Origin of the sequence: Streptomyces sp. NPDC053079 (assembly GCF_044546695.1) — a bacterium.
In the GTDB taxonomy this organism is placed as follows: Bacteria; Actinomycetota; Actinomycetes; order Streptomycetales; family Streptomycetaceae; genus Streptomyces.
In genome coordinates, this window is record NZ_JBITZJ010000007.1 from 235,927 (window position 1) to 261,757 (window position 25,831).

At 72.9% G+C, this 25,831-nt stretch carries 21 protein-coding genes; 9 read left to right on the forward strand and 12 right to left on the reverse strand.

From position 1 onward, the window contains the following. The first annotated feature begins 32 nt into the window (after positions 1–32). A complete protein-coding gene (locus ACIGXW_RS26315; protein WP_399575267.1) occupies positions 33–1,178 on the forward strand; it encodes a hypothetical protein in 1,146 nt (381 codons plus the stop codon). On the opposite strand, the gene ACIGXW_RS26320 is transcribed toward ACIGXW_RS26315, so the two are convergent. The 6 genes from ACIGXW_RS26320 to ACIGXW_RS26345 all read right to left on the reverse strand — a co-directional run bounded on the left by ACIGXW_RS26320 (position 1,175) and on the right by ACIGXW_RS26345 (position 9,059). Further along, entirely contained in the window at positions 1,175–2,743 is a 1,569-nt protein-coding gene (locus ACIGXW_RS26320; protein WP_399575268.1) for an APC family permease, read from the reverse strand. The genes ACIGXW_RS26315 and ACIGXW_RS26320 overlap by 4 nt on opposite strands. A 194-nt stretch (positions 2,744–2,937) precedes the next feature. After that, the gene (locus tag ACIGXW_RS26325; RefSeq protein ID WP_399575269.1) at positions 2,938–4,704 is read right to left on the reverse strand and encodes an amidohydrolase family protein; all 1,767 of its coding nucleotides are present in this window, start codon (positions 4,702–4,704) and stop codon (positions 2,938–2,940) included. 110 nt (positions 4,705–4,814) lie between these two features. After that, positions 4,815–5,945 (reverse strand): LLM class flavin-dependent oxidoreductase, encoded by a 1,131-nt coding sequence (locus ACIGXW_RS26330; RefSeq protein ID WP_399575430.1) that lies wholly within the window; start codon positions 5,943–5,945, stop codon positions 4,815–4,817. A gap of 119 nt (positions 5,946–6,064) precedes the next feature. After that, positions 6,065–6,832 (reverse strand): SDR family NAD(P)-dependent oxidoreductase, encoded by a 768-nt coding sequence (locus tag ACIGXW_RS26335; protein ID WP_399575270.1) that lies wholly within the window; start codon positions 6,830–6,832, stop codon positions 6,065–6,067. 39 nt (positions 6,833–6,871) lie between these two features. Continuing rightward, complete coding sequence (locus ACIGXW_RS26340) at positions 6,872–7,819, reverse strand: TIGR03619 family F420-dependent LLM class oxidoreductase (RefSeq protein ID WP_399575431.1); 948 nt, start codon at positions 7,817–7,819, stop codon at positions 6,872–6,874. Between the two features lie 19 nt (positions 7,820–7,838). Continuing rightward, positions 7,839–9,059, reverse strand: a complete 1,221-nt coding sequence (locus ACIGXW_RS26345; protein WP_399575271.1) for an amidohydrolase family protein — start codon at positions 9,057–9,059, stop codon at positions 7,839–7,841. Between the two features lie 154 nt (positions 9,060–9,213). On the opposite strand from ACIGXW_RS26345, the gene ACIGXW_RS26350 reads away from it, so the two are divergent. The 3 genes from ACIGXW_RS26350 to ACIGXW_RS26360 all read left to right on the forward strand — a co-directional run bounded on the left by ACIGXW_RS26350 (position 9,214) and on the right by ACIGXW_RS26360 (position 13,433). Then, the gene (locus tag ACIGXW_RS26350) at positions 9,214–12,144 is read left to right on the forward strand and encodes a BTAD domain-containing putative transcriptional regulator (RefSeq protein ID WP_399575272.1); all 2,931 of its coding nucleotides are present in this window, start codon (positions 9,214–9,216) and stop codon (positions 12,142–12,144) included. A gap of 352 nt (positions 12,145–12,496) precedes the next feature. Next, positions 12,497–12,769 (forward strand): hypothetical protein, encoded by a 273-nt coding sequence (locus ACIGXW_RS26355; protein ID WP_399575273.1) that lies wholly within the window; start codon positions 12,497–12,499, stop codon positions 12,767–12,769. 409 nt (positions 12,770–13,178) lie between these two features. Further along, positions 13,179–13,433: a hypothetical protein gene (locus ACIGXW_RS26360; protein WP_399575274.1), complete on the forward strand. Its 255-nt coding sequence runs from the start codon at positions 13,179–13,181 to the stop codon at positions 13,431–13,433. 95 nt (positions 13,434–13,528) lie between these two features. On the opposite strand, the gene ACIGXW_RS26365 is transcribed toward ACIGXW_RS26360, so the two are convergent. After that, positions 13,529–15,172 carry a FadD3 family acyl-CoA ligase gene (locus ACIGXW_RS26365; RefSeq protein WP_399575275.1) on the reverse strand — a complete coding sequence of 548 codons (1,644 nt, stop codon included), beginning with the start codon at positions 15,170–15,172 and terminating at the stop codon, positions 13,529–13,531. A 111-nt stretch (positions 15,173–15,283) separates the two neighbouring features. Here ACIGXW_RS26365 and ACIGXW_RS26370 point away from each other — a divergent pair, with 111 nt between their 5' ends. Genes ACIGXW_RS26370 through ACIGXW_RS26380 form a run of 3 tightly spaced genes read left to right on the forward strand, consistent with a single transcriptional unit; the run spans position 15,284 to position 17,676 of the window. Then, positions 15,284–16,435 carry a lipid-transfer protein gene (locus tag ACIGXW_RS26370; RefSeq protein WP_399575276.1) on the forward strand — a complete coding sequence of 384 codons (1,152 nt, stop codon included), beginning with the start codon at positions 15,284–15,286 and terminating at the stop codon, positions 16,433–16,435. A gap of 6 nt (positions 16,436–16,441) precedes the next feature. Then, complete coding sequence (locus tag ACIGXW_RS26375; protein WP_399575277.1) at positions 16,442–16,906, forward strand: Zn-ribbon domain-containing OB-fold protein; 465 nt, start codon at positions 16,442–16,444, stop codon at positions 16,904–16,906. Continuing rightward, a complete protein-coding gene (locus tag ACIGXW_RS26380) occupies positions 16,903–17,676 on the forward strand; it encodes an enoyl-CoA hydratase/isomerase family protein (RefSeq protein WP_399575278.1) in 774 nt (257 codons plus the stop codon). The genes ACIGXW_RS26375 and ACIGXW_RS26380 overlap by 4 nt, the downstream gene beginning before the upstream one ends. 44 nt (positions 17,677–17,720) lie before the next feature. Here the strand turns inward: ACIGXW_RS26380 and ACIGXW_RS26385 are convergent, their stop codons facing one another. Beyond that, positions 17,721–20,246 carry a PQQ-binding-like beta-propeller repeat protein gene (locus ACIGXW_RS26385; RefSeq protein ID WP_399575279.1) on the reverse strand — a complete coding sequence of 842 codons (2,526 nt, stop codon included), beginning with the start codon at positions 20,244–20,246 and terminating at the stop codon, positions 17,721–17,723. 223 nt (positions 20,247–20,469) lie between these two features. Then, on the reverse strand, positions 20,470–21,273 hold the full coding sequence (locus ACIGXW_RS26390) for a VOC family protein (RefSeq protein WP_071962539.1): 804 nt from the start codon (positions 21,271–21,273) through the stop codon (positions 20,470–20,472). Positions 21,274–21,596: 323 nt separating this feature from the next. Between ACIGXW_RS26390 and ACIGXW_RS26395 the strand changes: the two genes are divergently transcribed. Beyond that, the gene (locus tag ACIGXW_RS26395; protein WP_071962540.1) at positions 21,597–22,244 is read left to right on the forward strand and encodes a TetR/AcrR family transcriptional regulator; all 648 of its coding nucleotides are present in this window, start codon (positions 21,597–21,599) and stop codon (positions 22,242–22,244) included. A gap of 119 nt (positions 22,245–22,363) precedes the next feature. On the opposite strand, the gene ACIGXW_RS26400 is transcribed toward ACIGXW_RS26395, so the two are convergent. Together ACIGXW_RS26400 and ACIGXW_RS26405 are read right to left on the reverse strand one after the other, a co-directional pair. Continuing rightward, positions 22,364–22,840, reverse strand: a complete 477-nt coding sequence (locus ACIGXW_RS26400; protein WP_071962551.1) for a nitroreductase family deazaflavin-dependent oxidoreductase — start codon at positions 22,838–22,840, stop codon at positions 22,364–22,366. Continuing rightward, entirely contained in the window at positions 22,840–24,033 is a 1,194-nt protein-coding gene (locus tag ACIGXW_RS26405; RefSeq protein WP_399575280.1) for an acyl-CoA dehydrogenase family protein, read from the reverse strand. Before ACIGXW_RS26405 ends, ACIGXW_RS26400 begins: the two co-directional genes overlap by 1 nt. A 124-nt stretch (positions 24,034–24,157) precedes the next feature. On the opposite strand from ACIGXW_RS26405, the gene ACIGXW_RS26410 reads away from it, so the two are divergent. Then, the gene (locus tag ACIGXW_RS26410; RefSeq protein WP_399575281.1) at positions 24,158–25,330 is read left to right on the forward strand and encodes a thiolase C-terminal domain-containing protein; all 1,173 of its coding nucleotides are present in this window, start codon (positions 24,158–24,160) and stop codon (positions 25,328–25,330) included. Between the two features lie 27 nt (positions 25,331–25,357). Here ACIGXW_RS26410 and ACIGXW_RS26415 read toward each other — a convergent pair whose 3' ends face one another. Beyond that, entirely contained in the window at positions 25,358–25,792 is a 435-nt protein-coding gene (locus ACIGXW_RS26415) for a Zn-ribbon domain-containing OB-fold protein (protein WP_071962543.1), read from the reverse strand. Positions 25,793–25,831 lie beyond the last annotated feature (39 nt).

Genomic DNA, 25,831 nt, shown 5'->3' on the forward strand with positions numbered 1-25,831 from the left:
AACTGTTGGGACATCCGAAAGGTGGTCTCCTCATGCCGTCGGTCAGCTACAGCGATGCGGTCAACGACGCTCTGGAACGGATGGACGATCTCGGGTACGAACGCGGGCAGGGCGTCGACCTCGCCAACCACGGGCCCATGGCCGCCGAGGCGCTCGCGCTCCTCGGGCAGGAGGACGAGGTCGCGCGGTGGGTGGGGCGGTACCGGAGGGCGATGGAGCACCACGAGCCGCCGGCCGCGCGCTTCGCGCTGGACGCCGCGGACGAGTCGTCCTGGCGGCCCGCGCTGGGGTCGATCGGGCGGGCCGTGGACTGGGAGCGGCTGTTCGTGCGCGAACTGGAAGAGGCGCACTGGCGGGACGTTCTGGCGCGCTGGTGGCCGCGGCTGCTGCCGGGCCTGTTCGCCGGCCTGACGCACGGCCTCATCCGTACCGCCCACGCGGTGCGCGGCCTGTACGCGGCCGGGGAGAAGCCGACGCCGCTCCAGCTGAACGAGCTGGCCCGGGGCCTGGCCTACTGGGCCGCCCGCTACACGGAGCTGCCCGGCACGCCGGCGCTGCGCGGCAGCCACGAGCTGCCGAAAGCAGTGGCAACGCTGCCCCGTACGGCTCCGGACGGCCCGATGGGGCCGGACACCGTGCGTCGGCGCCTTGAGGCACTGGGCGAAACCCCGGTGTACGGCGAAGCGTTGGGGTGGCTCGCCCCCCAGCAGGCGCCGCGGCTGCTGAGCGAGATGACGCTGCAGTTCGCCGACGTCTATCTCGGCCACCCGGAGGTCTACCCGGTGCCGCTGGTCCACGGCGTCACCGCGCCCGCCGCCGTACGCATCGTGCTGCCGCACCTGCCGCAGGCGCTGCACGAGCCGACGCTGGCCCGGATCTGGCAGGTGCAGACGGCGTTCCTGCTGGCCTTCACCGTCGACCGGCGAGGCGAGGGCACGACGGCCTGGCGGTCGGAGGTGCCGGACCTGCCGCCCGTGGACGAACTCGGCGCACGGGCCGCCGAACACGGCGACGAGCACGTCATCAAGTTCACCGAGGCGTGCCTGCGCGAGTACGCCCTGCGGCCCGACCCCCGCTACCCCGCCGCCGCGTTCGCCGCGCAGCGACGCATCGTCCCTCTGGACGCCGGCGGGGGCGTGGGGGGCGTCGGCGCCGTAGCCGCCCCCCGTCGCCCCTAGTCCTCGGCCACCAGCACCGGCGTCGACCGCGTCAGCACCTCGCCCCGGAAGAACGCCGGGCTGCGGCGCCGCATCAGCTCCATGAGCACCGCGCCCGCGACCAGCAGGCCCACGCCGATGACGAAGACCGAGCCGACCCCGAACACCGCGCTGCCGCTGCCGTACTCCGGGTCCCACATGTCGTAGAGGGTCTTGCAGAAGACGGCCGCCAGCAGCAGGCCGCCTATCAGCGGGAAGACGCCCTTGAAACATGCGTCGCGCAGGGACGTACGCAGCTCGCCGCGGAAGAACCACGCGCACGCGAACGCCGTGATCGAGTAGTAGAAGCAGATCATCAGGCCGAGCGCGTAGACCGTGTCGATGAGCACGTTCTCGCTGAGGAAGCTCATCACGGCGTAGAAGACGCCGGTGGCCGCTCCGGCCGCGATCGTCGCCCGGCCGGGGGACTTGAAGCGCGGGTGGATGCGGGCGAACGACGGTGGCAGGGCCTGGTACGCGCTCATCGCCAGGACCGTGCGCGCCACCGGCAGGAAGGTGGTCTGCAGGCTCGCGGCGGCCGAGGCGAGCACCGCCACGAACAGCAGGACGCCCAGGGCCGTGCCCATGACGGGGTCGGCGAGAGCGGCGAAGACGTTGCCGGAGGTGTCTGGGTTGCCCAGGCCGGTGCCCTTGTCGCCGACGCCGGAGTACATCTGCGCGGCGACGGCGGTCAGCAGGTAGGAGCCGACGAGCACGACCATGGCGAGGAGGGCGGCGCGGCCGGGGGTCTTCGCGCTGCCCTCGGTCTCCTCGTTGACGGTCAGACAGGCGTCCCAGCCCCAGTACATGAAGATCGACAGGCTCAGCCCGGCGGTGAAGGCGCTGAAGGACTCCACGCCGAAGGGGTTCAGCCAGGTCCAGGAGAAGCCGATGGAACCGGACAGCTCGCCGGAGCGGGCCTTGCCGATGGCCATCGCGACGAACACCGCCAGCACGGCCAGCTGCAGGCCGACGAGCGCGTACTGCACGCCCTTGGTCGCGGTCATGCCGCGGTAGCTGACGGCGGTGGCGACGGCGATGAAGGCCAGGCAGGTCCCGACGTGGGCGAGCCGGTTGTCGTCGAGGGCCGCCACCGCGTCGCTGCCGGTGATCTCGCCCAGCAATAGGTAGAAGAAGGAGGTCGCCACGCCCGCGAGATTGGACAGCACGATGATGGTGGCGATGACGAGGCCCCAGCCGCACATCCAGCCGATCCGGGGCCCGAAGGCCCGTACGGTCCAGGTGAAGGACGTGCCGCAGTCGGGCAGCGCGCTGTTCAGCTCGCGGTAGGCGAAGGCGACCAGCAGCATCGGGAGGAAGCCCGCGAGGAAGACGGCGGGCATCTGCACCCCGACCTGGCCGACGGTCGGGCCGAGGGTGGAGGTCAGGCAATAGACGGGCGCGACGGTGGAGATCCCGATGACGGCGCTGCCCAGCAGGCCGACGGAATTGCCGCTGAGGCCCTTGGCGCGCACTTCTCCGCCGTCGCCGCCCGCGACGCTCATTACCGTGTCTCCGGCCTGTGGCCGCGGCTGTACCTGAACCATGGCGAGGACGTTAAGCGCTGCTGTTTCCGCATCCGGAGGTTCAGCCTCCGAGCACCCCACCTTGAACATGCCCACCGATGCCACCAGTTGACCTTGCAAAGAAAGCCACCCAAGGGGTTACGACCGGTAACACCAAGGAGTAATCGACCCTGCCGCCCCTGCGGCATCCGCAGGGGCATCCCTTTTGTCCCGGTTCAAAAATTTCCCGTCGCCACCGTCTCCGTGTCCCGGCCCGACCTGAGCACCCGGCCCGGCACCGCCCCGGTGACCACGTCGTGCCGGACCGTCTCCACGCCGTTCACGCGCACGCTCACCACCCCCACCGCCCGGGAATCCAGCCGCGCCCCGTCCCCCGGCAGGTCGTGCACCAAGGTCGCCGGAGCCGCCTCGATCCGCTCCGGGTCGAAGAGCACCAGGTCCGCGCACCAGCCCTCGGCGATGCGCCCCCTGCCGCGCAGTCCGAACAGCCGCGCCGGTTCGTCGCTCAGCATCCGCACCGCCCGCTCCAGCGGCACCAGCTTGCGGCCCCGCAGGCAGTCGCCGATGAAGCGCGTCGTGTACGGCGCCCCGCACATCCGGTCCAGGTGGGCGCCGGCGTCCGAGCCGCCGAGCAGGATGTCCTCGTGGTCCCAGGCGCGGCGGCGCAGCTCCCAGCTGGCGGGGTCGTTGTCCGTGGGCATCGGCCACAGGACCGTGCGCAGCTCGTCGGCGGCGCAGATGTCGACGAGCGTGGCGAAGGGATCGGTGCCGCGCTCGGCGGCGATGTCGTTCACGACGCGGCCGGTGAGGCCGTCGTTCTCCTTGGCGTAGGTGTCGCCGATGACGTACCGGCCGAAGTCGGTGAGCCGGCGGAAGCCGGCGGCCGCCGGGCTCGCGGCGCCGCGCAGCAGGGCCGCCCGGACGGCCGGCTCGCGCAGCCGGCCGATGCGCTCGGGCACCGGCAGGGAGAGGACCTCGCCCCAGCCGGGGAGGAGGTTCAGGGCGCAGAAGGTGCCCAGCGACATGTTCATGGGCGTGAGGATCGGCATGGTCAGCGCGACGATGCGGCCGCCCGCCGCGCGGGCGCGCTCGCTCGCGGCCAGCTGGTGCGGGACCCGCTCCGGGGCGGCGGATTCGATGGTCAGGACGTTCCAGTTCAGCGGGCGCCCGGCGGCGGCCGTCAGCTCCACCAGGAGGTCGGCCTCCTCCTGGGTGAAGCGGTCCAGGCAGCCGGCCACGATGGCCTCGAGCTGGGTGCCCTCGTGCTCGCCGACCGCGCGCGCGAGGGCGAGGAGTTCGCCGGGGAGGGCGTGGCGGGAGGGGACGGGGTTGCCGTCCCCGTCGGAGTGGGTGGTGGAGCGGGTGGTGGACAGCCCCCAGGCGCCGGCGTCCATGGCTTCGTGGAGCAGGGTGAGCATCTGCCGCAGCCGGCCGTCGTCGGGAGTGCCGCCGACGGCGTCCGGCCCCATCGCGTACCGCCGCAGGGCGCAGTGCCCCACCATGAATCCGGCGTTGACGGCGATGCGGCCGTCCAGCGCGTCGAGGTAGTCGCCGAAGGACGACCAGGTCCAGGGCGCGCCTTCCTCCAGGGCGGTCAGCGACATGCCCTCGACCTTGCTCATCATCCGGCGCGTGTAGTCGGCGTCGGCCGGCCGCGCGGGGTTCAGCGGGGCGAGGGTGAAGCCGCAGTTGCCGCCGACGACGGTGGTGACGCCGTGGCTCATCGAGGGGGCGGCGTAGGGGTCCCAGAAGAGCTGGGCGTCGTAATGGGTGTGCGGGTCGACGAAGCCGGGGGCGAGGACGAGCCCGGCGCCGTCCTCCTCGGTGCGGGCCCGCTCCCCCAGCCGGCCGCCCGCCTTGACCGTGGCCCTGCCGCGGTCGATCAGGGCGATCCGCCCGTCCCGTATGCCGACGTCGGCGACGTAGGAGGGTGCTCCGGTGCCGTCGACGACGGTGGCGCGGCGGATGAGATGGTCCAGCACGGTCGCTTCCTCTCACTCGACGTTCCGGCGGTACGGGCCTGGGGACGTGCGGCGAGCGGGGCCGGGGCGGCGGCCCGGGAGGCGCCGCCCCGGTGTGCGGGGGCGCCGGCTCAGGCCCTGGCGGCGGCCTGGCGGTAGCGCGTGGTGCGGTGGACCGGGTCCGTGTCTATCTTCGGGATGACGTGCTCGCCGATCAGCCGGATCGTCCTCAGGGTGTCCTCGCGGGGCATGCCGATCGGCAGCCCGAAGGAGAGCTGGTCGGCGCCCGCCTGCTCCCAGCGCTTGCACTGCCGGAAAACCTCGTCCGGGTCGCCGCAGATCATCAGTTCCTCGGCGATGAGCAGCTCGATGATCTCCTCGGTGTACTCGGGCAGCAGCTCCGGCCACTCCGGGATGCCGTCGGGGCGCGGGAAGGTGTCGTGGTAGCGGAAGAGCAGCGACTGCAGGTAGTTCAGCCCGCCGTTCACGGCGACCTCGACGGCCTTCTGGTGCGTCTCCGCGCAGATGGCGGTGGAGGTGACCATCACGTTGTCGTTGACGAAGTCGCCGACGGCCCGCGCCTGCCTGACGGCCGTCTTGTACGAGTCGACGACCCACTCCATGTCGGCGACCTTCTGCACGCTGAAGCCGAGGACGCCCAGCCCCTTGCGGGCCGCCATCGCGTACGAGGAGGGCGACCCGGCCGCGTACCACATGGCGGGGTGGGAGGGGCCGTACGGCTTGGGCAGGACGGTGCGCGGGGGCAGCGACCAGTGCTTGCCCGTGAAGCCCGGGTACTCGCCCTGCCGCCACATCCTGGGGAACTCGGCGATCGTCTCTTCCCAGATCTCCTTGGTGGCGTCCATGTCGGTGACGCCCGGCAGGAAGCCGAGGATCTCGTGGCTGCCCGCGCCCCTTCCGGTGCCGAACTCGAAGCGGCCGCCGGAGAGGTGGTCGAGCATGGCGGCCTTCTCGGCGACCTTGACGGGGTGGTTGACCTGGGGCAGTGGGTTGAAGATGCCGGAGCCGAGGTGGATGCGCTCGGTGGCGTGGGCGAGGTAGCCGAGGAAGACGTCGTTGGCGGACAGGTGCGAGTACTCGTCCAGGAAGTGGTGCTCGGAGGCCCAGGCGTACTTGAAGCCCGACCGGTCGGCCTGGATGACGTATTCGGTCTCCTCCATCAGCGCGTGGTGTTCGGCCTCGGGGTCGGTGCGCGAGCGACTCGCCGGCACATAGCCCTGCACGAAGATCCCGAATTCCACGGAGGTCACCGCCCGTCTTCGAGTTTTTCTGACGATGCGTCAGATGATGAGGCGACTCTGGCACCGGCCCCCGGGGCCGTCAAGGGTCCCGAAGGGCCGTCAAGGGTCCCGAAGGGCCGTCACGTGCGCACCTGGCCCACCGCGAGCCAGCCGCCGTCCACGACGACCGGCTGTCCGGTGATGTAGGAGGAGTCGTCGCAGGACAGGAACAGCGCCACCCGCGCCATCTCCTCCGGCCGTCCGACCCTGCCCAGGGGCACGAGCGTGCCGAAGTAGGCGTCCATCTCCTCCCGGGACGCCCGCCCGCCGGGGTTGATCATGGCGGTGTCCACGCCGCCGGGGCACAGGGCGTTGACCCGGATGCCCTGCCCGGCCAGTTCCAGCGCCGCCACCCGGGTCATCGCCACGATCGCGCCCTTGGTCGCCGCGTACGCGGCGCACAGGGGCAGGCCCGACAGGGCGACGTACGAGGCGGTGTTGACGATCGTGCCGCCGCCGGCCGCCGCCAGCTCGGGCGCCGCCGCGCGCATGCCCAGGAAGGCGCCGGTCTGGTTGACCCGCACCACCTCTTCGTACTGGGCCAGCGAGGTGTTCACGAGGTCGCTGCGGGGCGCGATCCCGGCATTGTTGACGAGCCCGTCGAGTTTGCCGAAGACCCTCTTGGTGAAGGCGACAGCCTCGTCCCAGCCGTCTTCCTCGCCCACGTCCAGAGGGAAGTAGCGCGCCGTGGCCTCCCCGAGCTCCTTGGCGAGAGCCTCCCCCTCATCGTCCAGCACGTCGGTCAGGACGACCTTCGCGCCCTCGGCGGCGAAGAGCCGCGCCTCCTGTTCGCCCTGTCCGCGGGCCGCACCCGTGATGAGCACGACCCGGCCGTCCAGCTTGCCCATGCCCCTCCTCCTCGCCTGCCGATCTCTCCCGTGCGTTTCCTACGCGCCCAGCCCCGGCGCCACGTCGGCGGCGAACGCGGCCATCTGGTCGAGCAGCTCGTCCACTCCCCGGCAGCGGAAGCGCACCTGTATCTGGTCCACTCCCATGTCCCGGTACGCGCGCAGCGAAGCGGCGAGCGCGTCCGGATCGCCGGTCAGCGTGCGGGGGCCCGTGTCCCAGGAGGGTGTGCCGACGTACAGCGCCTCGGTGATGGCGCCGACCGCGAACGGGCCGTGGCGCCCGGCCTCCTCGCGCAGCTGTCTGAGGTCCGCGATCCGCCGCGGCAGCCTCTCGCGCGCGTCACCCTGCGACAGCCAGCCGTCCCCGCGCAGCGCCGCCCGGCGCAGCGCTGCGGGCGAGGAGCCGCCTACCCACAGGGGCGGGCGGGGCGTACGGACGGGACGCGGCGCCTGGCCCAGGTCGCGGAAGGCGAACCGCTCCCCCTGGAACGCGGGGAACTCCTCCGGCCCGAGGGCCGCCTTCAGGGCGTCGACCGTCTCGTCCAGGATCGCCCCGCGCCGCCCGAAGTCCACGCCCAGCGCCTCGAACTCCTCCCGTACGTGCCCAGCGCCGACGCCCAGGACGAGCCGTCCGCCCGCGAGCCGGTCCACCGTCGCGTACTGCTTCGCCGTGAGCAGCGGGTGGCGCAGCGCGGCCACGGCCACATGGCTGAGCAGCAGGACGCGTTCGGTGACGGCCGCGAGGTGGGCGAGCGTGGCCACCGGGTCGTACCAGACGGTGCCCATCGCGGCCGCCAGCCGGCCCGGGACGGCCACGTGGTCGCAGGTGGCGACGTAGGCGAAGCCGAGCCGGTCGGCGGCCCGGGCCGTCCGGCGCAGCTCGGCGGGGCCGGCCGCGGCCTCCCAGGGCTCGGCGTAGAGGGTGCTCTGCGACTGGACGGGCAACTGGAGCCCGTAGGACAGCCGCCCCTCCGGCAGGACCCTCAGACCCTGCGGCGGCGCGCTCTCACGCACCGGGCCAGAGCCCTTCCGGAGTCAGGCCGAGCAGCTCGATGGCGTTGCCGCGCACGACGCGCTCGACGGTCGCCGGCTCCAGATGGGCCATCTGCTCCTCGGCGACCTGCCGGGATCTCGGCCAGGTGGAGTCGGAGTGCGGGTAGTCGGTCTCGTACAGGACGTTGCCCGCGCCGATCGCGTCGAGGTTGCGCAGGCCGGTGGCGTCGTCGAAGAAGCAGCCGTGGACGTGCCGGGCGAAGAGCTCGGAGGGCGGGGTGCGCACCTTGTCCGCGATGCCGCCCCAGCCGCGGTTCTCCTCCCACACCACGTCCGCCCGCTCCAGGACGTACGGGATCCAGCCGATCTGTCCCTCCGCGTACATGATGCGCAGCCCGGGGAAGCGGTCGAACTTGCCCGACATCAGCCAGTCGGCCAGGGAGAAGCAGCAGTTGGCGAAGGTGAGCACGGAGCCGACGGCGGGCGGCGCGTCGGCGGAGGTCGACGGCATCCGGGACGAGGAGCCGATGTGCATGGCGATCACGGTCCCGGTCTCCTCGCAGGCGGCCAGGAAGGGGTCCCAGTCGTCGCTGTGGACCGACGGCAGGCCCAGGTGCGGCGGTATCTCGGAGAAGCACACCGCCCGTACGCCCCGCGCCGCGTTGCGCCGCACCTCGTCGGCGGCCAGGCGGGCGTCCCACAGCGGGACGATGACGAGCGGGATCAGCCGGCCCCGCGCGCTGGGCCCGCACCATTCCTCGACCATCCAGTCGTTGTAGGCGCGCACGCACAGCAGGGCCAGTTCGCGGTCGGCGGCCTCGGTGAAGGTCTGGCCGCAGAAGCGCGGGAACGTGGGGAAGCAGAGCGCGGACTGGACGTGGTTGAGGTCCATGTCGGCCAATCGCTCGGGAACGCTGTACGAACCCGGCCGCATCCGTTCGTAGGTGATTCCTTCGAGCCGGATCTCGTCCCTGGAGCATCCGACGGCGGTATCAAGCCGCGTGAGAGGGCGGAACAAATCCTCATAGACCCACCAGTCCGCCACCGGACCGTCGTCCCCGGGGGCGCCCATGACGGGCGCGAAGCGTCCGCCGGCGAACGTCATGTCCTTCACGGGAGCCCTGACGATCCGCGGTCCGACATCGTGGAATTTCGCCGGAAGCCGGTTCCGCCAGACGTCGGAGGGCTCGACCGTATGGTCGTCCACCGAGATTATCTTGGGGAAGCTCACCATGGCCGACACGGTAGCGCCGATCTGACGAGTCGTCAGCAAACTGGTCGAGCGGCCCCCGAAAGGCCCTTGCAAGAGGCCGGACCCCTGCTGACGCAGAGGCCCTGAACAAGGCAGACTGGCCGGTGCGACCGAGCAGGACAGGCAGGGGGTCACGATGGCCGGCGACACAGGGCACGGGCAGCAGCTGCGCTTCACCGTGCTCGGCCCCGTCCGCGCCTGGCGCGGAGACGAACCGCTCCACACCGGATCGCCCCAGCAGCGGGCACTGCTCGCCGCCCTGCTGCTGCGCGGCGGACGCACCGCCACCGCGCCCGAACTGGTCGACGCCCTCTGGGGCGAGGAACCCCCGCACGCGGCGCTGGCCGCGCTGCGCACCTACGCCAGCCGGCTGCGCAAGGCCTTCGGCCCCGACGCCGACGCCCTGGTCAGCGAGTCGGGCGGCTATGCGATACGGGTCGGGCTCGACGGACTCGACATCGACACCGCCGAGCGGCTGGCCGCCGAGGCCGACAAGGCCCGCGGCGCGGGCGACCGCGGCCGCGCCCGCGACCTGACCAACCAGGCGCTGGGCCTGTGGGACGGCGAGCCGCTGGCGGGCCTGTCCGGTCCGTACGCCGACACCCAGCGCGCCCGCCTGGAGGAGTGGCGCCTGAGCCTGCTGGAGACCCGTCTCGACCTCGACCTCGAGGTCGGCTGCCACGCCGAGGCCGTCTCCGAGCTCACCGCGCTGACCGCCGCCCACCCGCTGCGCGAGCGGCTGCGCGAGCTGCTGATGCTCGCCCTGTACCGCAGCGGCCGCCAGGCCGAGGCCCTGGCCGTCTACGCCGATACGCGCCGGCTGCTCGCCGAGGAGCTGGGGGTGGACCCCTGCCCCGAGCTCTCCGAGCTCCAGCAGCGCATCCTCAACGCCGACACCGACCTCAACGTCCACTTCTCCGCCGACCGCCCCACCGCCGGGCCCACCTTCATCCGGCCCGCCCAGCTCCCGGCGACGGTCTCCGACTTCACCGGCCGGACCGCCTTCGTGGACGAGCTCAGCGACCAGCTCGCCACGTCCGAGGGCCGCGTCATGGCGGTCTCCGCCGTCGCCGGCATCGGCGGCGTCGGCAAAACCACCCTTGCCGTGCACGTCGCCCACGCCGCCCGGCACCACTTCCCCGACGGCCAGCTCTACGTCGATCTGCAGGGCACCGGGCCCGTGGTCGCCGAGCCCGAGGCCGTCCTGGGCTCCTTCCTGCGCGCCCTGGGCATACCGGACTCCGGCATCCCGGACGGGGTGGAGGAGCGCGCCGCCCTCTTCCGCTCCACGCTCGACGGCCGCCGCGTCCTGGCCCTGCTGGACAACGCCCGCGACGCCGCCCAGGTCCGCCCCCTGCTGCCCGGCAACGAAGGCTGCGCCGCCCTCGTCACCAGCCGCTCCCGCATGGTCGACCTCGCCGGCGCGCACCTGGTCGACCTGGACGTGATGAGCCCGGAAGAGGCGCTCGTCCTGTTCACCCGCATCGTCGGCACCGAGCGGGTCGGCGCCGAGCGCGACGCCGCCATGGACGTCGTCGCCGCCTGCGGCTTCCTGCCGCTCGCCATCCGCATCGCCGCCTCCCGGCTGGCCGCCCGGCGCACCTGGACCGTCTCCGTCCTGGCCCGCAAGCTCGGCGACGAACGCCGCCGTCTGGACGAGCTGCGCGCCGGCGACCTCGCCGTGAAGGCCACCTTCGAGCTCGGCTACGGCCAGCTGGAGCCCGGCCAGGCCCGCGCCTTCCGCCTCCTGGGCCTGGCCGACGGCCCCGACATCTCGCTGGCCGCCGCGGCCGCCGTCCTCGAGCTGGACCTGGACGCCACCGAGGAGCTGCTGGAGTCCCTGGTCGACACCTCGCTCCTGGAGTCCGCCGCACCGGGCCGGTACCGCTATCACGACCTCGTACGCCTCTACGCGCGTTCCTGCGCCGAGCGCGACGAGCAGCCGCCCGCCGAGCGGACGGCCGCGATGTCGCGCCTGCTCGACTTCTACCTCGCCACGGCCGCGGGCGTGTACGTCCTCGAACGCCCCGGCGACCAGCTCCTGGCCCACCTGACGCCCACCACCCACCCGGGCCTGACCTTCACCGACCGCAGCGCGGCCGGCGACTGGCTGTTCGCGGAGGCCGGCTGCCTGCTGGCGTGCGTGCGCCAGCACTCCGGCGCCGCGGGCGAGACGCTGCGCCGCGCCGTGGACCTGCTGCTCGCGGCGAAGGACCTGGCCGAGTCGGGCGCCGACTCCCGGCAGTACGAGCAGGCCGCCACCGCCCTGCTGCACGCCACCCAGGCCGCCGGGGACACCCGCGCCGAGGGGCGTGCGCGAACGGTCCTCACGCACGTGCACAGCCTTGCCGGCCGCTTCGCCCAGGCCGACGAGCAGGCGCGGCACGCGGTGCTGCTGGGGCGGGCCTGCGAGGACCCGATCCCCTGCTGCTACGCCGCCAACAACCGCGGCATCATCTCCATCTACCAGCACCGCCACGAGGACGCGGAGGCCTACATCGGCCAGGCGCTCGCCGCCTTCCGCGCCGACGGCAACCGCCCGGGCGAGGCCAGCGCGCTGAGCAACCTCTCCCGCACACACCTGGCCACCGGACGGGTCCAGTCGGCGGTGCACCTCGCCGAGCAGGCGATCGACCTCTACCGCGAGTCCAACGTCTCCTGGCGGCTCGCCAACGCCCTGTACGCCTACGCGGTGGCCCTCACCCACGCCGGGCGCCACGAGGAGGCCATGGCGCGGCTCATGGAGGCCCTGCCGGTCTTCCGGGACAACAGGCAGCGGCTGTGGGAGGGCATGACGCTCTTCCGCATGGCCGAGCTGTACCTCGCCACGCGCAAGCCCGCCAAGGCCGCGGCCGCCGCCGAGCAGGCGCTGGCACAGCTGCGGGGCATCGGCGGCGAATGGCGCCGGGCCAACATCCTGACGGTCCTGGGCCGTTCCCTGGACGCCTTCGGGCAGTCGGGGCGCGCCCATGCCTGCTGGACCGAGGCGCTGGCCATCTTCGAGCAGCTGGGCTCGTCCGAGGCGGCCGAGGTGCGCGGGCTGCTGGCGCCGGTGGCGGCCGCGTAGCGTCCCGCGAATCCGCGGCGGCGGCTTCCCGTGGAACCCGCGTGAAGGTCCGTACAGTGGTCCGCACGGGCACGCCGCGCCCGCACGCGGAGCCCGTGAAACCGCGGCCCGTTCCCGTGCGAAGGCCCGTAAAAACCCTTTCACGTGCCCGTTCATCGATCGTTTATCGCGATCCTTCACTCTTAGGGATGTCGATCCGTCGCGTCGGGGGGCAGGCGGGTCGTGGGTGAGGCCTCACCTCTAGGGTGAACAGCCCTAATGTGCCCGTCCGGCGGTCCTCGGGGGAGTCGCCGGGCGGGTTCTGCAGTCCCCACTAGCCCGAACGACTCGCACTGCATCGGAGTTGAACACCATGAGCGATGACAAGCTCACGTCGCCCGTAGTGGCCACGCCACAGGACGACCACGCCACCGGCACTCCGCTCACCGCGGCACAGTCCGCGGCCGCCGCCGGCGAAGCGCCGCTCACGCCGCAGGACGACCACGCGACGGGCGCCCCGGCGTTCGCCCTGAAGGACGACCACGCCACCGGCACTCCGGCGTTCGTCATGAAGGACGACCACGCCACCGGCGCACCGGCGTTCGTCATGAAGGACGACCACGCCACGACGGAGAAGCCGTTCTGATCGATCCGGTCTGAGTGTCGGGGAGCTTCCGCCAGACATCGGCCGGAAGCTCCCGGACCCACCGGATCCCCGGGGGCCATGGGGGAACGGGGGAACGGCCCCAGCGGGAAAGCCGACGGGTAGTGCTACGGGGGTAGCAACGGGGGCCCGTCGGGAAACGGGGGACACGGTCCAACGGGGGAGCACGAACTGCCCGGGGGGACGGACACGGTCCAACGGGGGTGCCCGCAACGGGGGATCGACAGGGGCCGGCGACGACGGCGCGGAGGGGGAGCCGTCGACGCCGGCCCTTGCGGCTGCCCGGAAGTTTTCGGCCAAAACCCCGTACGCCCGCCCCATCAACCGGTACTTTCACTGACAAAGCACCACGACCAACCCATGCACCATCCCCCCGAGCAGAGGAGCCGCAATGAACCAGACGATGACGCACCGCACCAAGGGCCGGGGCGCCAAGGCCCTCGCCGTACTCGGCGTCGCGGCGGCCGCGGCCATCCTCGGCGCGCTCCCCGCGGCGGCCGACGACCACTCGACCTCCGTACCGTCCCTGCAGGCGCCCACGTCGGCCGTGGAGATATTCGACGACCACTCCACGGACATGGACCGGCTGAACGGCGGCGCCGACGACCACATCACGGGCGCCACCGCGCTGCAGCGCCTGCGCTGACCGGCGGCCGTACGGCGGAGGCGTGCCGCACGGCACCCCCGCCCGCGAGGCCGCGGCCCCGCCGGGAGCGGCGGGTCGCGGCCTCGCACCGGGCCCTACCGGGAGGTCCGCCCCCGCAGCAGCGTCTTGCGCACCTTGCCCGAGGCGTTGCGCGGCAGTTCCCGGACGAACTCCACCTCGCGCGGCACCTTGTAGTTGGCCATCTCCCGGCGGGCCCAGGCGATCAGCTCCTTTGCCGTCACCCCGGCCTCCCCTGCCGCCCCCGCGCTCCGCACCGCGAACGCCTTGCCGACCTCGCCGAGCCGGGCGTCCGGCACGCCCACGACGGCGACCTCCGCGATACCGGGATGCCGCAGCAGGACCTGCTCTATCTCGGCGGGGTAGGCGTTGAAACCCCCCACGATGAACATGTCCGTGACGCGGTCGGTGATGCGCAGATTTCCCCCGGCGTCCAGGACGCCGATGTCGCCCGTGCGCAGCCACCCGTCGGCATCCAGCACCTGTGCCGTGGCCCGCGGGTCCTCGAAGTAGCCGGACATCACCTGAAAGCCGCGCACCAGGATCTCTCCGGGCTCGCCGGGCGGCAGCGCGGCCCCGCCGGGGTCGGCCACCTTGACCTCGGTGTCCGGCAGGGCCCGGCCCGAGGTGCCCGCGACCGTCTCCGCCGCATCGCCCCGCCGGCACATCGTGACCACCCCCGTGGCCTCGCTCATGCCGTACGCGGTCAGCACGGTGGGGATGCCCAGCTCGCCCCGCAGCCGGTCGATCAGCCGCCGGTCCACCACCGCGGCCCCCGTCACGACCACCCGCAGCGACGAGAGGTCGTGCGCCGCCCGGGCCGGGTGGTCCAGCAGGGACTGCAGGAGCGTGGGCGGACCGGGCAGGACGGAGATGCGCTCGCCGGCGATCGTGAGCAGCGCGGCCCGGGGGTCGAAGACGGACTGCGGCACCATCGTCGCGCCCCGCATCAGGCACGCGATGATCCCCGCCTTGTAGCCGAAGGTGTGGAAGAACGGGTTCACGATCAGATAGCGGTCTCCTTCCCGCAGCCCGGCCAGCTCGCTCCAGACGCCGAACGCGCGCAGCGTCTGGGCGTGTGTGATCACGGCCCCCTTGGGCTCGCCCGTGGTGCCCGAGGTGAAGAGGATGTCCGAGGCCGCCCCCGGCCCGACGGCGTCGGCGCGGGCCCGTACGGTCCGCGCGGGCACGGCGTCCCCGACGCCGAGGAACTCCTTCCACGTACGGAAGTCGGCGGGCGCGTCGTCCGCCAGGACGACCACGTCGCGCAGGTGCGGCAGTCCGGGCAGCGGTCCGGCTTCCCCGGCCGCTGCCGCGCCCCCCGTGGGTGGCCGCACCGCGGCGCTGCGCAGAGCGGCCACGTAGGAGGTGCCGAGGAAGGTGCCGGTGACGAAGAGCAGCCGGGCCCGCGTGCGCTCCAGCACCCGGACCGCCTCGGCGCCCTTGAAGCGGGTGTTGACCGGCACGAGCACGGCTCCTGCCGTGACGGCGCCCAGGGCGCAGACGATCCAGTCCGCGGTGTTCGGGGCCCAGACGGCGACCCGGTCACCGGCCTCGACGCCGGTGGCGAGGCACGCGGCGGCGGCCCGCTCGACCCGCTCGCCGAGCTGCCGGTAGGTGATCCGGACCCGGCCGTCGACCACGGCCTCGCGGTCCGCGTGCCGCTCGGCGGCCGCACGGGCGAGGCCCGGCAGGGAGCCGAACTCCAGATCACCGCGCATGGCACGCCCTCCCCCACCCGCGGCCGGCGCCGCATCGCGCCCACTAGCTGACGTAGCGTCAGATTAGCGATAGCCTTCCGCGCTGTCAGCACCGACAGCACGGAGGTGGCGATGACGGCAACGCTCAAGGACACCACTGCGATCGTCGGCATCGGTCAGACCCCCTTCGCCCGCCAACTCCCCGAATCCGAGAAAACCCTGGCCTGCCGCGCCGTCCTGGCCGCCCTGGACGACGCGGGCCTTTCCCCCTCCCAAGTGGACGCGTTCGCCTCCTACACCATGGAGACCACCGACGAGGTGGAGATCGCCAAGGCCATCGGCGCGGGCGACGTGACCTTCTTCTCCCGGGTCGGCTACGGCGGAGGCGGCTCCTGCGCGACCGTCGCTCACCTCGCCGCCGCGCTCACCACCGGCCAGGCGACCGTCGGCGTCGCCTGGCGCTCGCGCAAGCGCGGCTCGGGCCCGCGCCCCTGGCGCGACACCCACACGCAGCTGCCCATCCCCGGCCAGTGGACCCGCCCCTACGGGTTACTGCGTCCGGCCGACGAGATAGCCCTGCTCGCACGGCGCTATATGCGCGAGTACGGCGCGAGCCGCGACCACTTCTTCAACGTCGCCCGGGCCTGCCGCAACCGCGCCAACCAGAACCCCGCCGCGATGATGTACGAGCGCCCGCTGACCCGCGAGACGTATATGGCCTCGCGCTGGATCAGCGAGCCGCTCTGCCTCTTCGACAACTGCCTGGAGACCGACGGCGCGCTGGCGTGCGTCCTCGTCGCGGCCGAACGCGCCGCCGACTGCCGACGCCGCCCGGTCTATGTGCACTCCGCGGCCCAGGGGCTGCCGTCCCAGCACCACGGCATGGTCAACTACTGGACGGACGACCCGCTGTCCGGCCCCTCCTGGACCGCCGCCCGGCAGCTGTGGAAGAGGGCCGACTTCGGCCCCGACGACGTCGACGTCGCGCAGATCTACGACGCCTTCACGCCGCTCATCCCGCTGTCCCTCGAGGGCTATGGCTTCTGCGGACGCGGCGAGGGCGCGGCCTTTTCCGAGGGTGGCGCGCTCGAACTCGGCGGCCGGCTCCCGATCAACACGGCCGGCGGCGGACTCAGCGAGGCTTACGTCCATGGCTTCAACCTCATCAACGAGGGGGTCAGACAACTGCGCGGCACCTCCACGGCGCAGGTGCCCGGCGCCTCGACCTGCCTGGTCACGGCGGGCGAGGGCGTCCCCACGTCGGCACTGCTGCTGAGGAGTTGACCGCTCATGTCCCCCATGATGAGGGGCACCACTGACAATGGCCTCCTGCTGCCCGTCGCGGACGAGGACGGGCAGCCCTTCTGGGACTTCGCCGCCCGCGGTGAGCTGCGCGTTCAGGCCTGCGCGGACTGCCACCGGCTCCGCTTCCCGCCCCGGCCCTGCTGCCCGCACTGCCAGTCCTTCGCCGACGAGTGGCGCCGGATGTCCGGGCGCGGCCGCATCTGGTCGTACGTCGTGCCCCACCCGCCCCTGCTGCCCGGCTACGCCGAACAGGCCCCGTACAACGTCATCGTCGTCGAGCTCACGGACGCCCCCGGCATCCGCCTCGTCGGCAATCTCGTGGCCCACGCCGACGCCGCGCTCGACTCCGTCGACCCGGCCGCACTGCGGATCGGCGCTTCCGTCGAGGTCGCGTTCACCGAGATCGCGCCGGGTGTCACCGTGCCCCGCTGGCTCCTGGAGCGCCCATGACCCTGCACACGGAGCGACGCCCGGACGGCGTCGCGCTCGTCACCCTGAACCGGCCCGAGCGGCACAACGCCATCGACCTGGCCACCGCACGGCAACTGCAGTACGCCTGGCGGGACTTCCGCAGCGACGACACCGTACGGGCCGTCGTGCTCACCGGCGCCGGGGACCGCGCCTTCTGCACCGGCATCGACCGCTCCGCAGACGTCCCGCAGCCGCGCTCCCCGTACTCCGTGGACGACCCGCTGCGCACGGTCGGGCCGAAGGCCGCCGATCTGTGGAAGCCCGTCGTGGCAGCGGTCGGGGGCATGGCGTGCGGTGGGGCGTTCTATCTGCTGGGCGAGGCCGAGTTCATCGTCGCCTCCGAGAACGCCGCCTTCTTCGACCCGCACACCTCCTATGGCATGGTCAGCGCGTACGAGTCCGTGCTCATGGCGCAGCGCATGCCGTCGGGCGAGGCGGCGCGGATGGCCCTGATGGGCACCGCGGAACGCCTCTCGGCGCGCCGGGCCCACGAGATCGGCCTGGTCTGCGAGCTGACGCCGCCCGGCGGGGCCACGGCCGCCGCCCTGCGCGCGGCCGCCGTCATCGCCTCCTACCCCACGGAAGCGGTCCAGGGCACGGTCCGCGCCCTGTGGGCGGCCAAGGAGGCCGCCCGCGCGCACGCCCTGGCCCTGGCGCCGCACCTGGTCTCGCTGGGGAACCTGCCCCCCGCCGACCAGGCGGCGCTCTTCGCCGCCCGCGACCGCTCCCCCGACCCCCGGCTGCGCTGACCGCCGGCCAGGGCCGGGGGCAGGAGGCGTGTGACGGCCGGACGTCAGCGCCGCGAGTGCCCCGTGCCCTTGGCCGCGTCCAGGGCGTAGACGCACCGGTCCTTGCTGCAGGCGTAGACCACACCGGCCACGGCCACGGGCGAGCCCGTGATCTCGCCACCGGTGGCGAGCTTCCAGCGGAGCTGCCCGCCCGCCGCGTCCACCGTGTAGAGGCAATGGTCCGCGGAGCCGAAGTGGACCCGGCCGTCGGCGACGACGGGGGCGCCGACGATGTCGCCGCCCGCCGCGAAGCGCCACTTGGGCGTGCCGGTGACCGCGTCCAGCGTGTAGAGCGCCCCGCCGCTGCCCAGATGCACGGCGCCCGACGAGACGAGCACGGGCTCGGTCGACTGGCGGGCCTCCGTCGCGATGCGCCAGCGGTCGCGGCCGGTGGTCGCGTCCAGGGCGTACACCGTGCCCAGGTAGTCGGCGATGTAGACGCCGCCGCCCGTCACCGCGGGCCCGGGGGCGAACGCGGGCGGGCTCAGGAAGACCGCCGGCGCCTCGAACCGCCAGCGCACGTCGCCGCGCGCCACGTCGATGGCGAGCACCCGCGTCCCGGCCGCGACGTAGACCATCCCGTCCGGCGCGGACAGCAGCCGTACCGGCACTCCTCCGCAGGACGCCGCGTCGCCGACCGGGTAGGACCAGCGCTCCACGCCCGTACGGGCCTCGAGCGCGCGCAGCCGGGCGTCGGCCCAGACGTAGACCGTGCCGTCATGGACGGCCGGACCGCAGTCGGGGGTCTCGAAGTCGGTCTGGGCGCCGGTCATCTCCCACAGCAGTTCGCCGTTGGCGGCCTCCCACGCCTGGACGCCGCCGCCGCGCGTACCCGTGACGATCGTTCCCCGGTCGGCCTTGAGCGAGTAGACCCAGCCGTCCGTGGCCAGGCGCCACCGCTCGGCGCCGTCGGCGGCGTCGAGCGCGTACAGCGTGGGGCCGTCGGAGGCGTGTATGCGGCCGTCGGCGACGGCCATCGCCCAGGCCACGTCCCGGGTCTTGAACTGCCGCCGCCCGCTCGCCACGTCGAGCGCGTGCACCTCGAAGGACGTGACGTACAGCAGGTCCTCGGAGACGACGGGCGTGCCCCAGACGTCGTTGGACATGCGGAACCGCCACGGCCGCCAGCGGCCCGGGTCGCTGTGGGCTCCCGTGCCGCCGTCGGGCGCCGGCGCCGGAGCGGGCGCCTGCCCGGGCACCACGGCCGCCGAGGCCCCGGCCGGGGGCCGTACCCAGCCGGTGGTGGGGCCGGCTCCGGTCTGGGCGTGCGGCTCCCGCGCGTCGGCGACCCGCGGCCCGGGCCCGATCGGCACCTGCGACCCGGCCAGCCGTACGGTGCCCTCGGGCGCGGCGGCGGGAGCCCCGGCGTGCCGCCCCTGGGCAGCGGCGGCGCCCGCGGGCCGTACGCCGTGCGGGCCGCTCAGGCCGCCCCGCGGATCGGGCGCCACGACGCCGGAGCGCCCGGCGCCCGAGCCCACGTGGCCGTCGCCCCAGCCGGTGCCGCTGCGGGCCCCCGAGGGCGGTTCGTAGCCCGCCGCCGGCTCCGGGGCGGGCGGCTGGACGGGACGGGGCGGAGGGGCCGAACGACCGCGCCCGCCGCCCCGGGGGCCCCCGGCCGCGGCCGGGGGACGGTGTCCGGCGCGGCGCTGTTCGATCAGGGTGACCGCGTTGTCGGGCAGCCACGCCGAGGCCGTACCGCTGTCGTCGCCCCCGCCGGAGGCGAACAGGTGCGGTGCCAGCTGCGACTGCAGGTCGGCCGGGCTCGGCCGGTTCTCCGCCGCCATCTGCATGCAGGAGTCGATCAGGGGCCGCAGCTCGTCGGGCAGGCCGCTCAGATCGGGGCCCTCCCGCAGCAGCATGAAGACGGTCTCGACCGGATTCGCGCCGTGGAAGGGCGCGTGCCCGGTCGCGGCGAAGACCAGCGTGGAGCCGAGGGAGAAGATGTCGCTGGCCCCGGTCACACTGCGGGAGTCGCGCGCCTGTTCGGGTGACATGTAGGCGGGCGTGCCGACCGCGACGTTGGTCATGGTCAGCCGGGTGTTGGAGACGCCGGAGGCGATGCCGAAGTCGATGACCCGGGGGCCGTCCTCCACCACGAGCACGTTGGACGGCTTCAGGTCGCGGTGGACGAGCCCCGCGCCGTGGATGGACTGCAGCGCCTCCGCGATGCCCGCGGCCAGCCAGCGCACGGCCTGGGCCGGCAGCGGCCCGCACTCGTTCACGATCTCCTCGAGCGAGGGCGCGGGAACGTAGGCGGTGGCGAGCCACGGCACGGCGGCCCTCGGGTCGGCGTCCACGACCGCGGCCGTGTAGAAGCCGCTGACCGCCCGGGCCGCTTCCACCTCACGGGTGAACCGGACCCGGAAGAGCTGGTCTTCCGCGAGCTCCGTGCGCACCGTCTTGATCGCGACCCGTCGGCCGGACGCCGAGCGGGCGAGATAGACCAGCCCCATGCCGCCCGCACCGAGCCGGCCGAGCACCTCGAACGGGCCGATCCGTCTCGGGTCGTGCTGCGTAAGCTGCTCCACCACTGACCTGCCACCTCCCCGTGGGGGCTTGAAGGGTTTCAGCCCCGTGCAGCGCGTCACCGCGAATTATCCCGGGGTACGCACCCTGATTCTTCCTGGCGAAGCCCGCGGTTGCGAACCCGGGGGCGCTTCGCCGTGTCTCCGCCAAATAGGTGCATATCCCGCTATACGCGGACTCACCCGCCTCACGCCCTCCTCCTACCCCCTCCCGCCCCCGCCCGGCCGGCTACGCCTGCACCGGCTGCGAGACATCGATGACGGCGAAGTCGGCGCCCTGGTCGTCGGCGAGCACCGCGAAGCGCCCGTACGGGGTGTCCTGGGGCTCCCAGCGGAGCCGGCCGTGCAGCCGCAGCGTCGCCTGCACGACGGCGTCGCAGTCGTCGACCACGAAATAGGCCAGGAAGTGGGCGGGCATCTCCCGGGGGAACCGGTCGTCCATGACGGCCCGGCCCGCGACCGCGTGCTCGGGCGTGGCCGGCGTCCCGGCGGGCGTCCAGATGGCGAACTCGATACCCGCTTCCTCGCTCAGGTCATGGACGTTGAGCCCGAAGACCTCCGCGTAGAACGGGTCGATCGCCGCGGCGTCCCACGTGTACACCTCGGCCCAGCCGTAAGCGCCCGGCTCGCCCCGCTTCTCGAACCCCTTGTGGGTGCCCGCCTCCCATACGCCGAAGACGGCGCCTCCGGGGTCGGCCGCCATCAGCATCGTGCCGAACGGCCCGATGGCCATCGGGCCCATGACGATCTGCCCGTGCGCGGCCCGGATGCGGTCGGCCGTGGCCGCCGCGTCCGGCGAGGCGAAGTAGACGGACCAGGCCGTCGGCATCCGGCCGTCCGGCTTGGGCGCCAGCGCGGCGACGTTCTTCCCCTCGTGGAACGCATGGGTGTAGTGCCCGTACTCCCCTCCGCTGTCCTCGAACGTCCAGCCGAGGATCTCGCCGTAGAAGCGCTTGCCCGCCGCGACGTCCGGCAGCATGACGTCCACCCAGCACGGGGCGCCTTCCGGGAACGTGTCCGTGGCTGTGCTCATGGTCCGCCCTCCTTCCGCGGGTCGGGCACGGCGCCCTGTCCGCTCGGAGTGTTCTCGCTGCCACGGTAGAGGCGGAACGCGGATCCCGCGCGGCCTGTGGATAACCGCCGGGCGGCCTCGCGGACGACCCCCCGGACGCCTCGGCAGGACCGCCGTCCACAGCTCGTTGATAGGACAATTCACCGGTACGGGCCAATCCGCTCCTACCGTCTACGAACCCCTTCACACCCCCTCTGACCTGCGCTTACACCCCATCGAACACCCCCGCCCCCATTTGCATGCGGCCGAATCGCGCTCCGATCACCCCTCGGTAAGCTGACGGCATGACAGGACAAGTACGCACCGTCGACGGCCGCGTGGCCGGTCGACGCGGTCAGGCGACGCGGCAGAAGCTGCTCGACTGCCTCAGCGAAATGCTCAGCTCATCCCCGTACCGCGATGTCAAGGTCATCGATGTCGCCCGCAGGGCCGGCACCTCCCCCGCGACCTTCTACCAGTACTTCCCCGACGTCGAGGGCGCCGTCCTCGAGATCGCCGAGGAGATGGCGAAGGAGGGCGCGAGCCTGACCGACCTGGTCGCCGGGCGCTCCTGGGTCGGCAAGTCCGGCGCACAGGCGGCCGAAGAACTGGTCGACGGCTTCCTCGGGTTCTGGCGCAAGCACGACGCGATCCTGCGCGTCGTCGACCTGGGAGCGGCCGAGGGCGACAAGCGGTTCTACAAGATCCGCATGAAGATCCTCAACGCCGTCACCAACTCCCTGACGGAGTCGGTCAAGGAACTGCAGTCCAAGGGCAAGGTGGACAAGGACGTCAGCCCGGCCGCGGTGGCCGGTTCGCTCGTCGCGATGCTCGCGGCCGTGGCCTCGCACCAGAAGGGCTTCCAGAGCTGGGGCGTCAAGCAGGCCGAGCTCAAGCCCAACCTCGCGCTGCTCGTGCATCTGGGCATCACCGGCAAGAAGCCGACGAGGTAACCCACAGCGCGACCGCGCACCACATCGCACCACTCGCACGTCCTGTCATCGCAGCGGCGGGCCGCTCGGGCTCGGCCCCGGGCGGCCCGCCGCGGCGCACCGCGACGCGTCCGCCGGCCCTACCGCCTCTCGAGCCGGAACAGCCGGATCTCACGCTCCACACGCGCCTGATAGCGCGCGTACGGCGGCCAGAAGGTGAGCACCGCCGCCCATGTCTCCTCCCGCTCGGCTCCGCGCAACAGCCGCGCCCGTACGGGGATGTCCCGCCCCTTCCAGCTGATCTCCGCATCCGGGTGCGCCATCAGGTTCGCCGTCCAGGCGGGGTGTCCGGGGCGTCCGAAGTTGCTGCCGATCAGGGTCCAGGCGTTGCCGGTGCGGTCGTCCGGCATGCAGGCGAGCGGTGTCCGCCGCGGCAGGCCGCTCTTGGCTCCCGTCGAGGTCAGCAGCACCGAGGGGAGCATGTACCCGCTCAGCAGCACCTTGCCGTGCGTCATCCGGTGAATCGCCCGGTCGGCCGCGGGCACGAAGTGCGGTGCGATCCGCGCGAACGTACGGGTCGAGGAGACGGAACGCACCAGGCGTTCGACGGCTGCCATCACAGCACCACCGCTTCCCGGGCCCCGGTGGCCTCAAACAGCCCGGACACGCCTGCCGACCGCTCCCGGAGCCGGTGTACGGGCCCGAACAGCAGCTCGTCCGACGCCGCCCGTTTGAAGTACCTCTGCACATCGTGTTCCCACGTCACTCCGATGCCTCCATGCAGTTGGATCGCCTCCCCGGCGACCGTCCGGGCCGTTTCCAGGGCCTGTGCGAGCGCGAGCCCTCCCACGGCGGCCCGAGCGGACCATGCCGCGTAGTACGCCGCCGAACGGGCCGCCTGCACGGACACGTACAGGTCCGCCAGGCGGTGCTTGACGGCCTGGAAGGAGCCGATCGGCCTGTCGAACTGTTCCCGCACGCGCGCGTACTCGACGGTTTGCTCCAGCACCCGTTCCGCCGCACCCACCGCTTCGGCCGCGAGAACGGCGGCCACCCGGCCGCCGAGCGCGGCCATCGCGGCCCGTACGTCGGCCTCCGGCGACCCGAGCGGTTCCGCCTCGGTGTTGCGCAGCTCGACGCGCGCCTGGGGCCGTGTCTCGTCCAGTGCGGTCAGCCGCGTACGGGTCACCCCGCGCGACGTCTCCGGGTGCAGGGCGAACACCATGGTGCGGCCGCGCGCGTAGCCGCCGGTGTGCGCGGCGACCAGCAGCAGACCGGCACTGTGCCCGTCGAGCACCTGCCCGGCCTCTCCGTAGAGCCGCCAGCCGTCGCTCGTCCGGCGGGCCTGCACACCACCGGCCCGGCCACCACCGGACCAGTGGGCGCTGTCGGGGCCGGTCAGGGCGAACGCCTCCGGCAGCGTGCCGTCCGGCACCACGAACGTTCCGGTGAGCCGGCCCGAGGCAAGGCGGGGCAGCAGCCTCGCACGCTGCTGCGGCGTGCCCAGGGCGGCGACGAGGGGCACGGCCACCGCCGCGGTGGCCGTCAGGGGCGACGGGAGCAGCGCCCGCCCTGCCTCCTCGGCGGCCAGGGCCAGCTCGATGAGACCGCAGCCGACCCCGCCGTACCGCCGCTCCACCGCCAGGCCCGGCAGCCCCAGCTGATCGGCGAGGCGGAGCCACAGTCTCCCGTCGTAACCGGCGGGGGTCAGTACGGCCGCCCTGCTCTCGCCTGGACCGGCCTCCTTGAGCAGGACTTCGCGCAGGGTGCGCCGGATCTCCCCCTGCTCCACGCTGAACGCGGCGTCCATCGACAGCCTCTCCCTCAGCATTACTGACGGTCCGTCATATTAGGTTCAGGGGATCGGGTTTCCCAGAGGCGAGCGCAAGTTGGGCACGGCCGGTGCCGCATTGATCTGATGTACCGTCAGCTCTATGACTCCAGGCAAGCGCAAGGTCGCTGTCGTCGGTGTCGCCCTCTCCGACTGCGGCCGGCTCGACACGGTCACGCCGTACGCCCTGCACGCACTGGCCGCCCGCCGCGCCGTCGCCGACTCGGGGCTCGACAGATCCCTGGTGGACGGCTTCGCCTCGGCCGGGCTCGGCACGCTCGCCCCCATAGACGTCGCGGAGTACCTGGGGCTGCGGCCCACCTGGGTGGACTCGACGTCCGTCGGCGGCTCGACCTGGGAGGTGATGGCCGCCCACGCGGCCGACGCCATCGCGGCGGGCCACGCCAACGCCGTCCTTCTCGCATACGGCTCCACCGCCCGCGCCGACATCAAGGCCGGCCGCCGCACCGCCGGCCTGCCCTTCGGCGCCCGCGGCCCGGCCCAGTTCGAGGCCCCGTACGGGCACACCCTCATCGCCAAGTACGCGATGGCGGCCCGGCGCCACATGCACCAGTACGGCACCACGCTTGAACAGTTGGCCGACATCGCCGTTCAAACCCGCGCCAACGCCGCCCACAATCCCTACGCCATGTACCGCACCCCCCTCACGGTCGACGAGGTGCTCGGCGGCCCGGTGATCGCCGACCCGTTCACCCGGCTCCAGTGCTGCATACGCTCCGACGGTGGCTGCGCCGTGCTGCTGGCCGCCGAGGAGTACGTCCCGGACACGGCCAAGCCGCCGGTGTGGATCGCCGGCACCGGTACCGCCGTCTCGCACACCACGATGTCCGAGTGGGAGGACTTCACCACCACCCCGGCGACCGTCTCCGGGCGCCTGGCCTTCGGGCGCGCCGGAGTCACGCCGCAGGAGATCGAGGTGGCGCAGCTGTACGACGCGTTCACCTATATGACCCTGGTGACGCTGGAGGACCTCGGCTTCTGCGCCAAGGGCGAGGGCGGCGCCTTCGCCGCCCGGGGCAGACTGACCATCGGAGGCGATCTGCCCGTCAATACGGACGGTGGCGGCCTCTCCGCCTGCCACCCCGGGATGCGGGGCCTGTTCCTCCTCGTCGAGGCCGTGCGTCAGCTCCGCGGCGAGGCGGAGGAGGGCCGCCAGGTCCGCACGGCAGGCGGACGGCCGCCCCGGCTGGCCGTCGCCTCGGGCACGGGAGGCTGGTTCTGCTCGTCGGGAACGGTGATCCTGGCCCGCGACTGACACGTGCGGGCCCGCGCCGACAAGCGGCTATCCGGCTTCCGCCACCGGCCGGAAGACCGGCACCGCAGGCAGGACACCCTCAGGGTCACCGCGGTAGGCGACCCGCAACCGCATGCCGATCCGCAGCTCGCTCCCGGAACAGTCGATCACCTCGGTCATCATGCGCGGCCCCTCCTCAAGGTCGACCACCGCCGCGACGTAGGGGGCGCGGGCACCGAAGGGCGGGAGGTCGTTCACATGGACGACGGACCAGGTGTAGAGCGTGGCGCGGCCGCTCGCCTCCTCCCAGACGACGTCCTCGCCCCAGCAGCGCGGACAGAACTCCCGCGGATAGTGATGCGCCTTCCCGCACCCGTCGGCACGGCACCGGCGTATGAGCAGCCTCCCCTGGGTCGCGGCGTCCCAGTAGGGCCGCGTGAAGTCGTCGACCTCCGGAACGTCGAAACGCGACACCCCTCGCATCGATCCCACCTCCCGACAGCGGCGTGGTTCCGGCGCACA

What these genes read in the sequence shown, in the direction of transcription:
- ACIGXW_RS26315 (WP_399575267.1), top strand. Translation starts at nt 33, where the DNA reads ATGCCGTCGGTCAGCTACAGCGATGCGGTCAACGACGCTCTGGAACGG.
- ACIGXW_RS26320 (WP_399575268.1), bottom strand. Translation starts at nt 2,743, where the DNA reads ATGGTTCAGGTACAGCCGCGGCCACAGGCCGGAGACACGGTAATGAGC.
- ACIGXW_RS26335 (WP_399575270.1), bottom strand. Translation starts at nt 6,832, where the DNA reads ATGGGCAAGCTGGACGGCCGGGTCGTGCTCATCACGGGTGCGGCCCGC.
- ACIGXW_RS26345 (WP_399575271.1), bottom strand. Translation starts at nt 9,059, where the DNA reads ATGGTGAGCTTCCCCAAGATAATCTCGGTGGACGACCATACGGTCGAG.
- ACIGXW_RS26350 (WP_399575272.1), top strand. Translation starts at nt 9,214, where the DNA reads ATGGCCGGCGACACAGGGCACGGGCAGCAGCTGCGCTTCACCGTGCTC.
- ACIGXW_RS26355 (WP_399575273.1), top strand. Translation starts at nt 12,497, where the DNA reads ATGAGCGATGACAAGCTCACGTCGCCCGTAGTGGCCACGCCACAGGAC.
- ACIGXW_RS26360 (WP_399575274.1), top strand. Translation starts at nt 13,179, where the DNA reads ATGAACCAGACGATGACGCACCGCACCAAGGGCCGGGGCGCCAAGGCC.
- ACIGXW_RS26365 (WP_399575275.1), bottom strand. Translation starts at nt 15,172, where the DNA reads ATGCGCGGTGATCTGGAGTTCGGCTCCCTGCCGGGCCTCGCCCGTGCG.
- ACIGXW_RS26370 (WP_399575276.1), top strand. Translation starts at nt 15,284, where the DNA reads ATGACGGCAACGCTCAAGGACACCACTGCGATCGTCGGCATCGGTCAG.
- ACIGXW_RS26375 (WP_399575277.1), top strand. Translation starts at nt 16,442, where the DNA reads ATGTCCCCCATGATGAGGGGCACCACTGACAATGGCCTCCTGCTGCCC.
- ACIGXW_RS26380 (WP_399575278.1), top strand. Translation starts at nt 16,903, where the DNA reads ATGACCCTGCACACGGAGCGACGCCCGGACGGCGTCGCGCTCGTCACC.
- ACIGXW_RS26390 (WP_071962539.1), bottom strand. Translation starts at nt 21,273, where the DNA reads ATGAGCACAGCCACGGACACGTTCCCGGAAGGCGCCCCGTGCTGGGTG.
- ACIGXW_RS26395 (WP_071962540.1), top strand. Translation starts at nt 21,597, where the DNA reads ATGACAGGACAAGTACGCACCGTCGACGGCCGCGTGGCCGGTCGACGC.
- ACIGXW_RS26400 (WP_071962551.1), bottom strand. Translation starts at nt 22,840, where the DNA reads ATGGCAGCCGTCGAACGCCTGGTGCGTTCCGTCTCCTCGACCCGTACG.
- ACIGXW_RS26405 (WP_399575280.1), bottom strand. Translation starts at nt 24,033, where the DNA reads ATGGACGCCGCGTTCAGCGTGGAGCAGGGGGAGATCCGGCGCACCCTG.
- ACIGXW_RS26410 (WP_399575281.1), top strand. Translation starts at nt 24,158, where the DNA reads ATGACTCCAGGCAAGCGCAAGGTCGCTGTCGTCGGTGTCGCCCTCTCC.
- ACIGXW_RS26415 (WP_071962543.1), bottom strand. Translation starts at nt 25,792, where the DNA reads ATGCGAGGGGTGTCGCGTTTCGACGTTCCGGAGGTCGACGACTTCACG.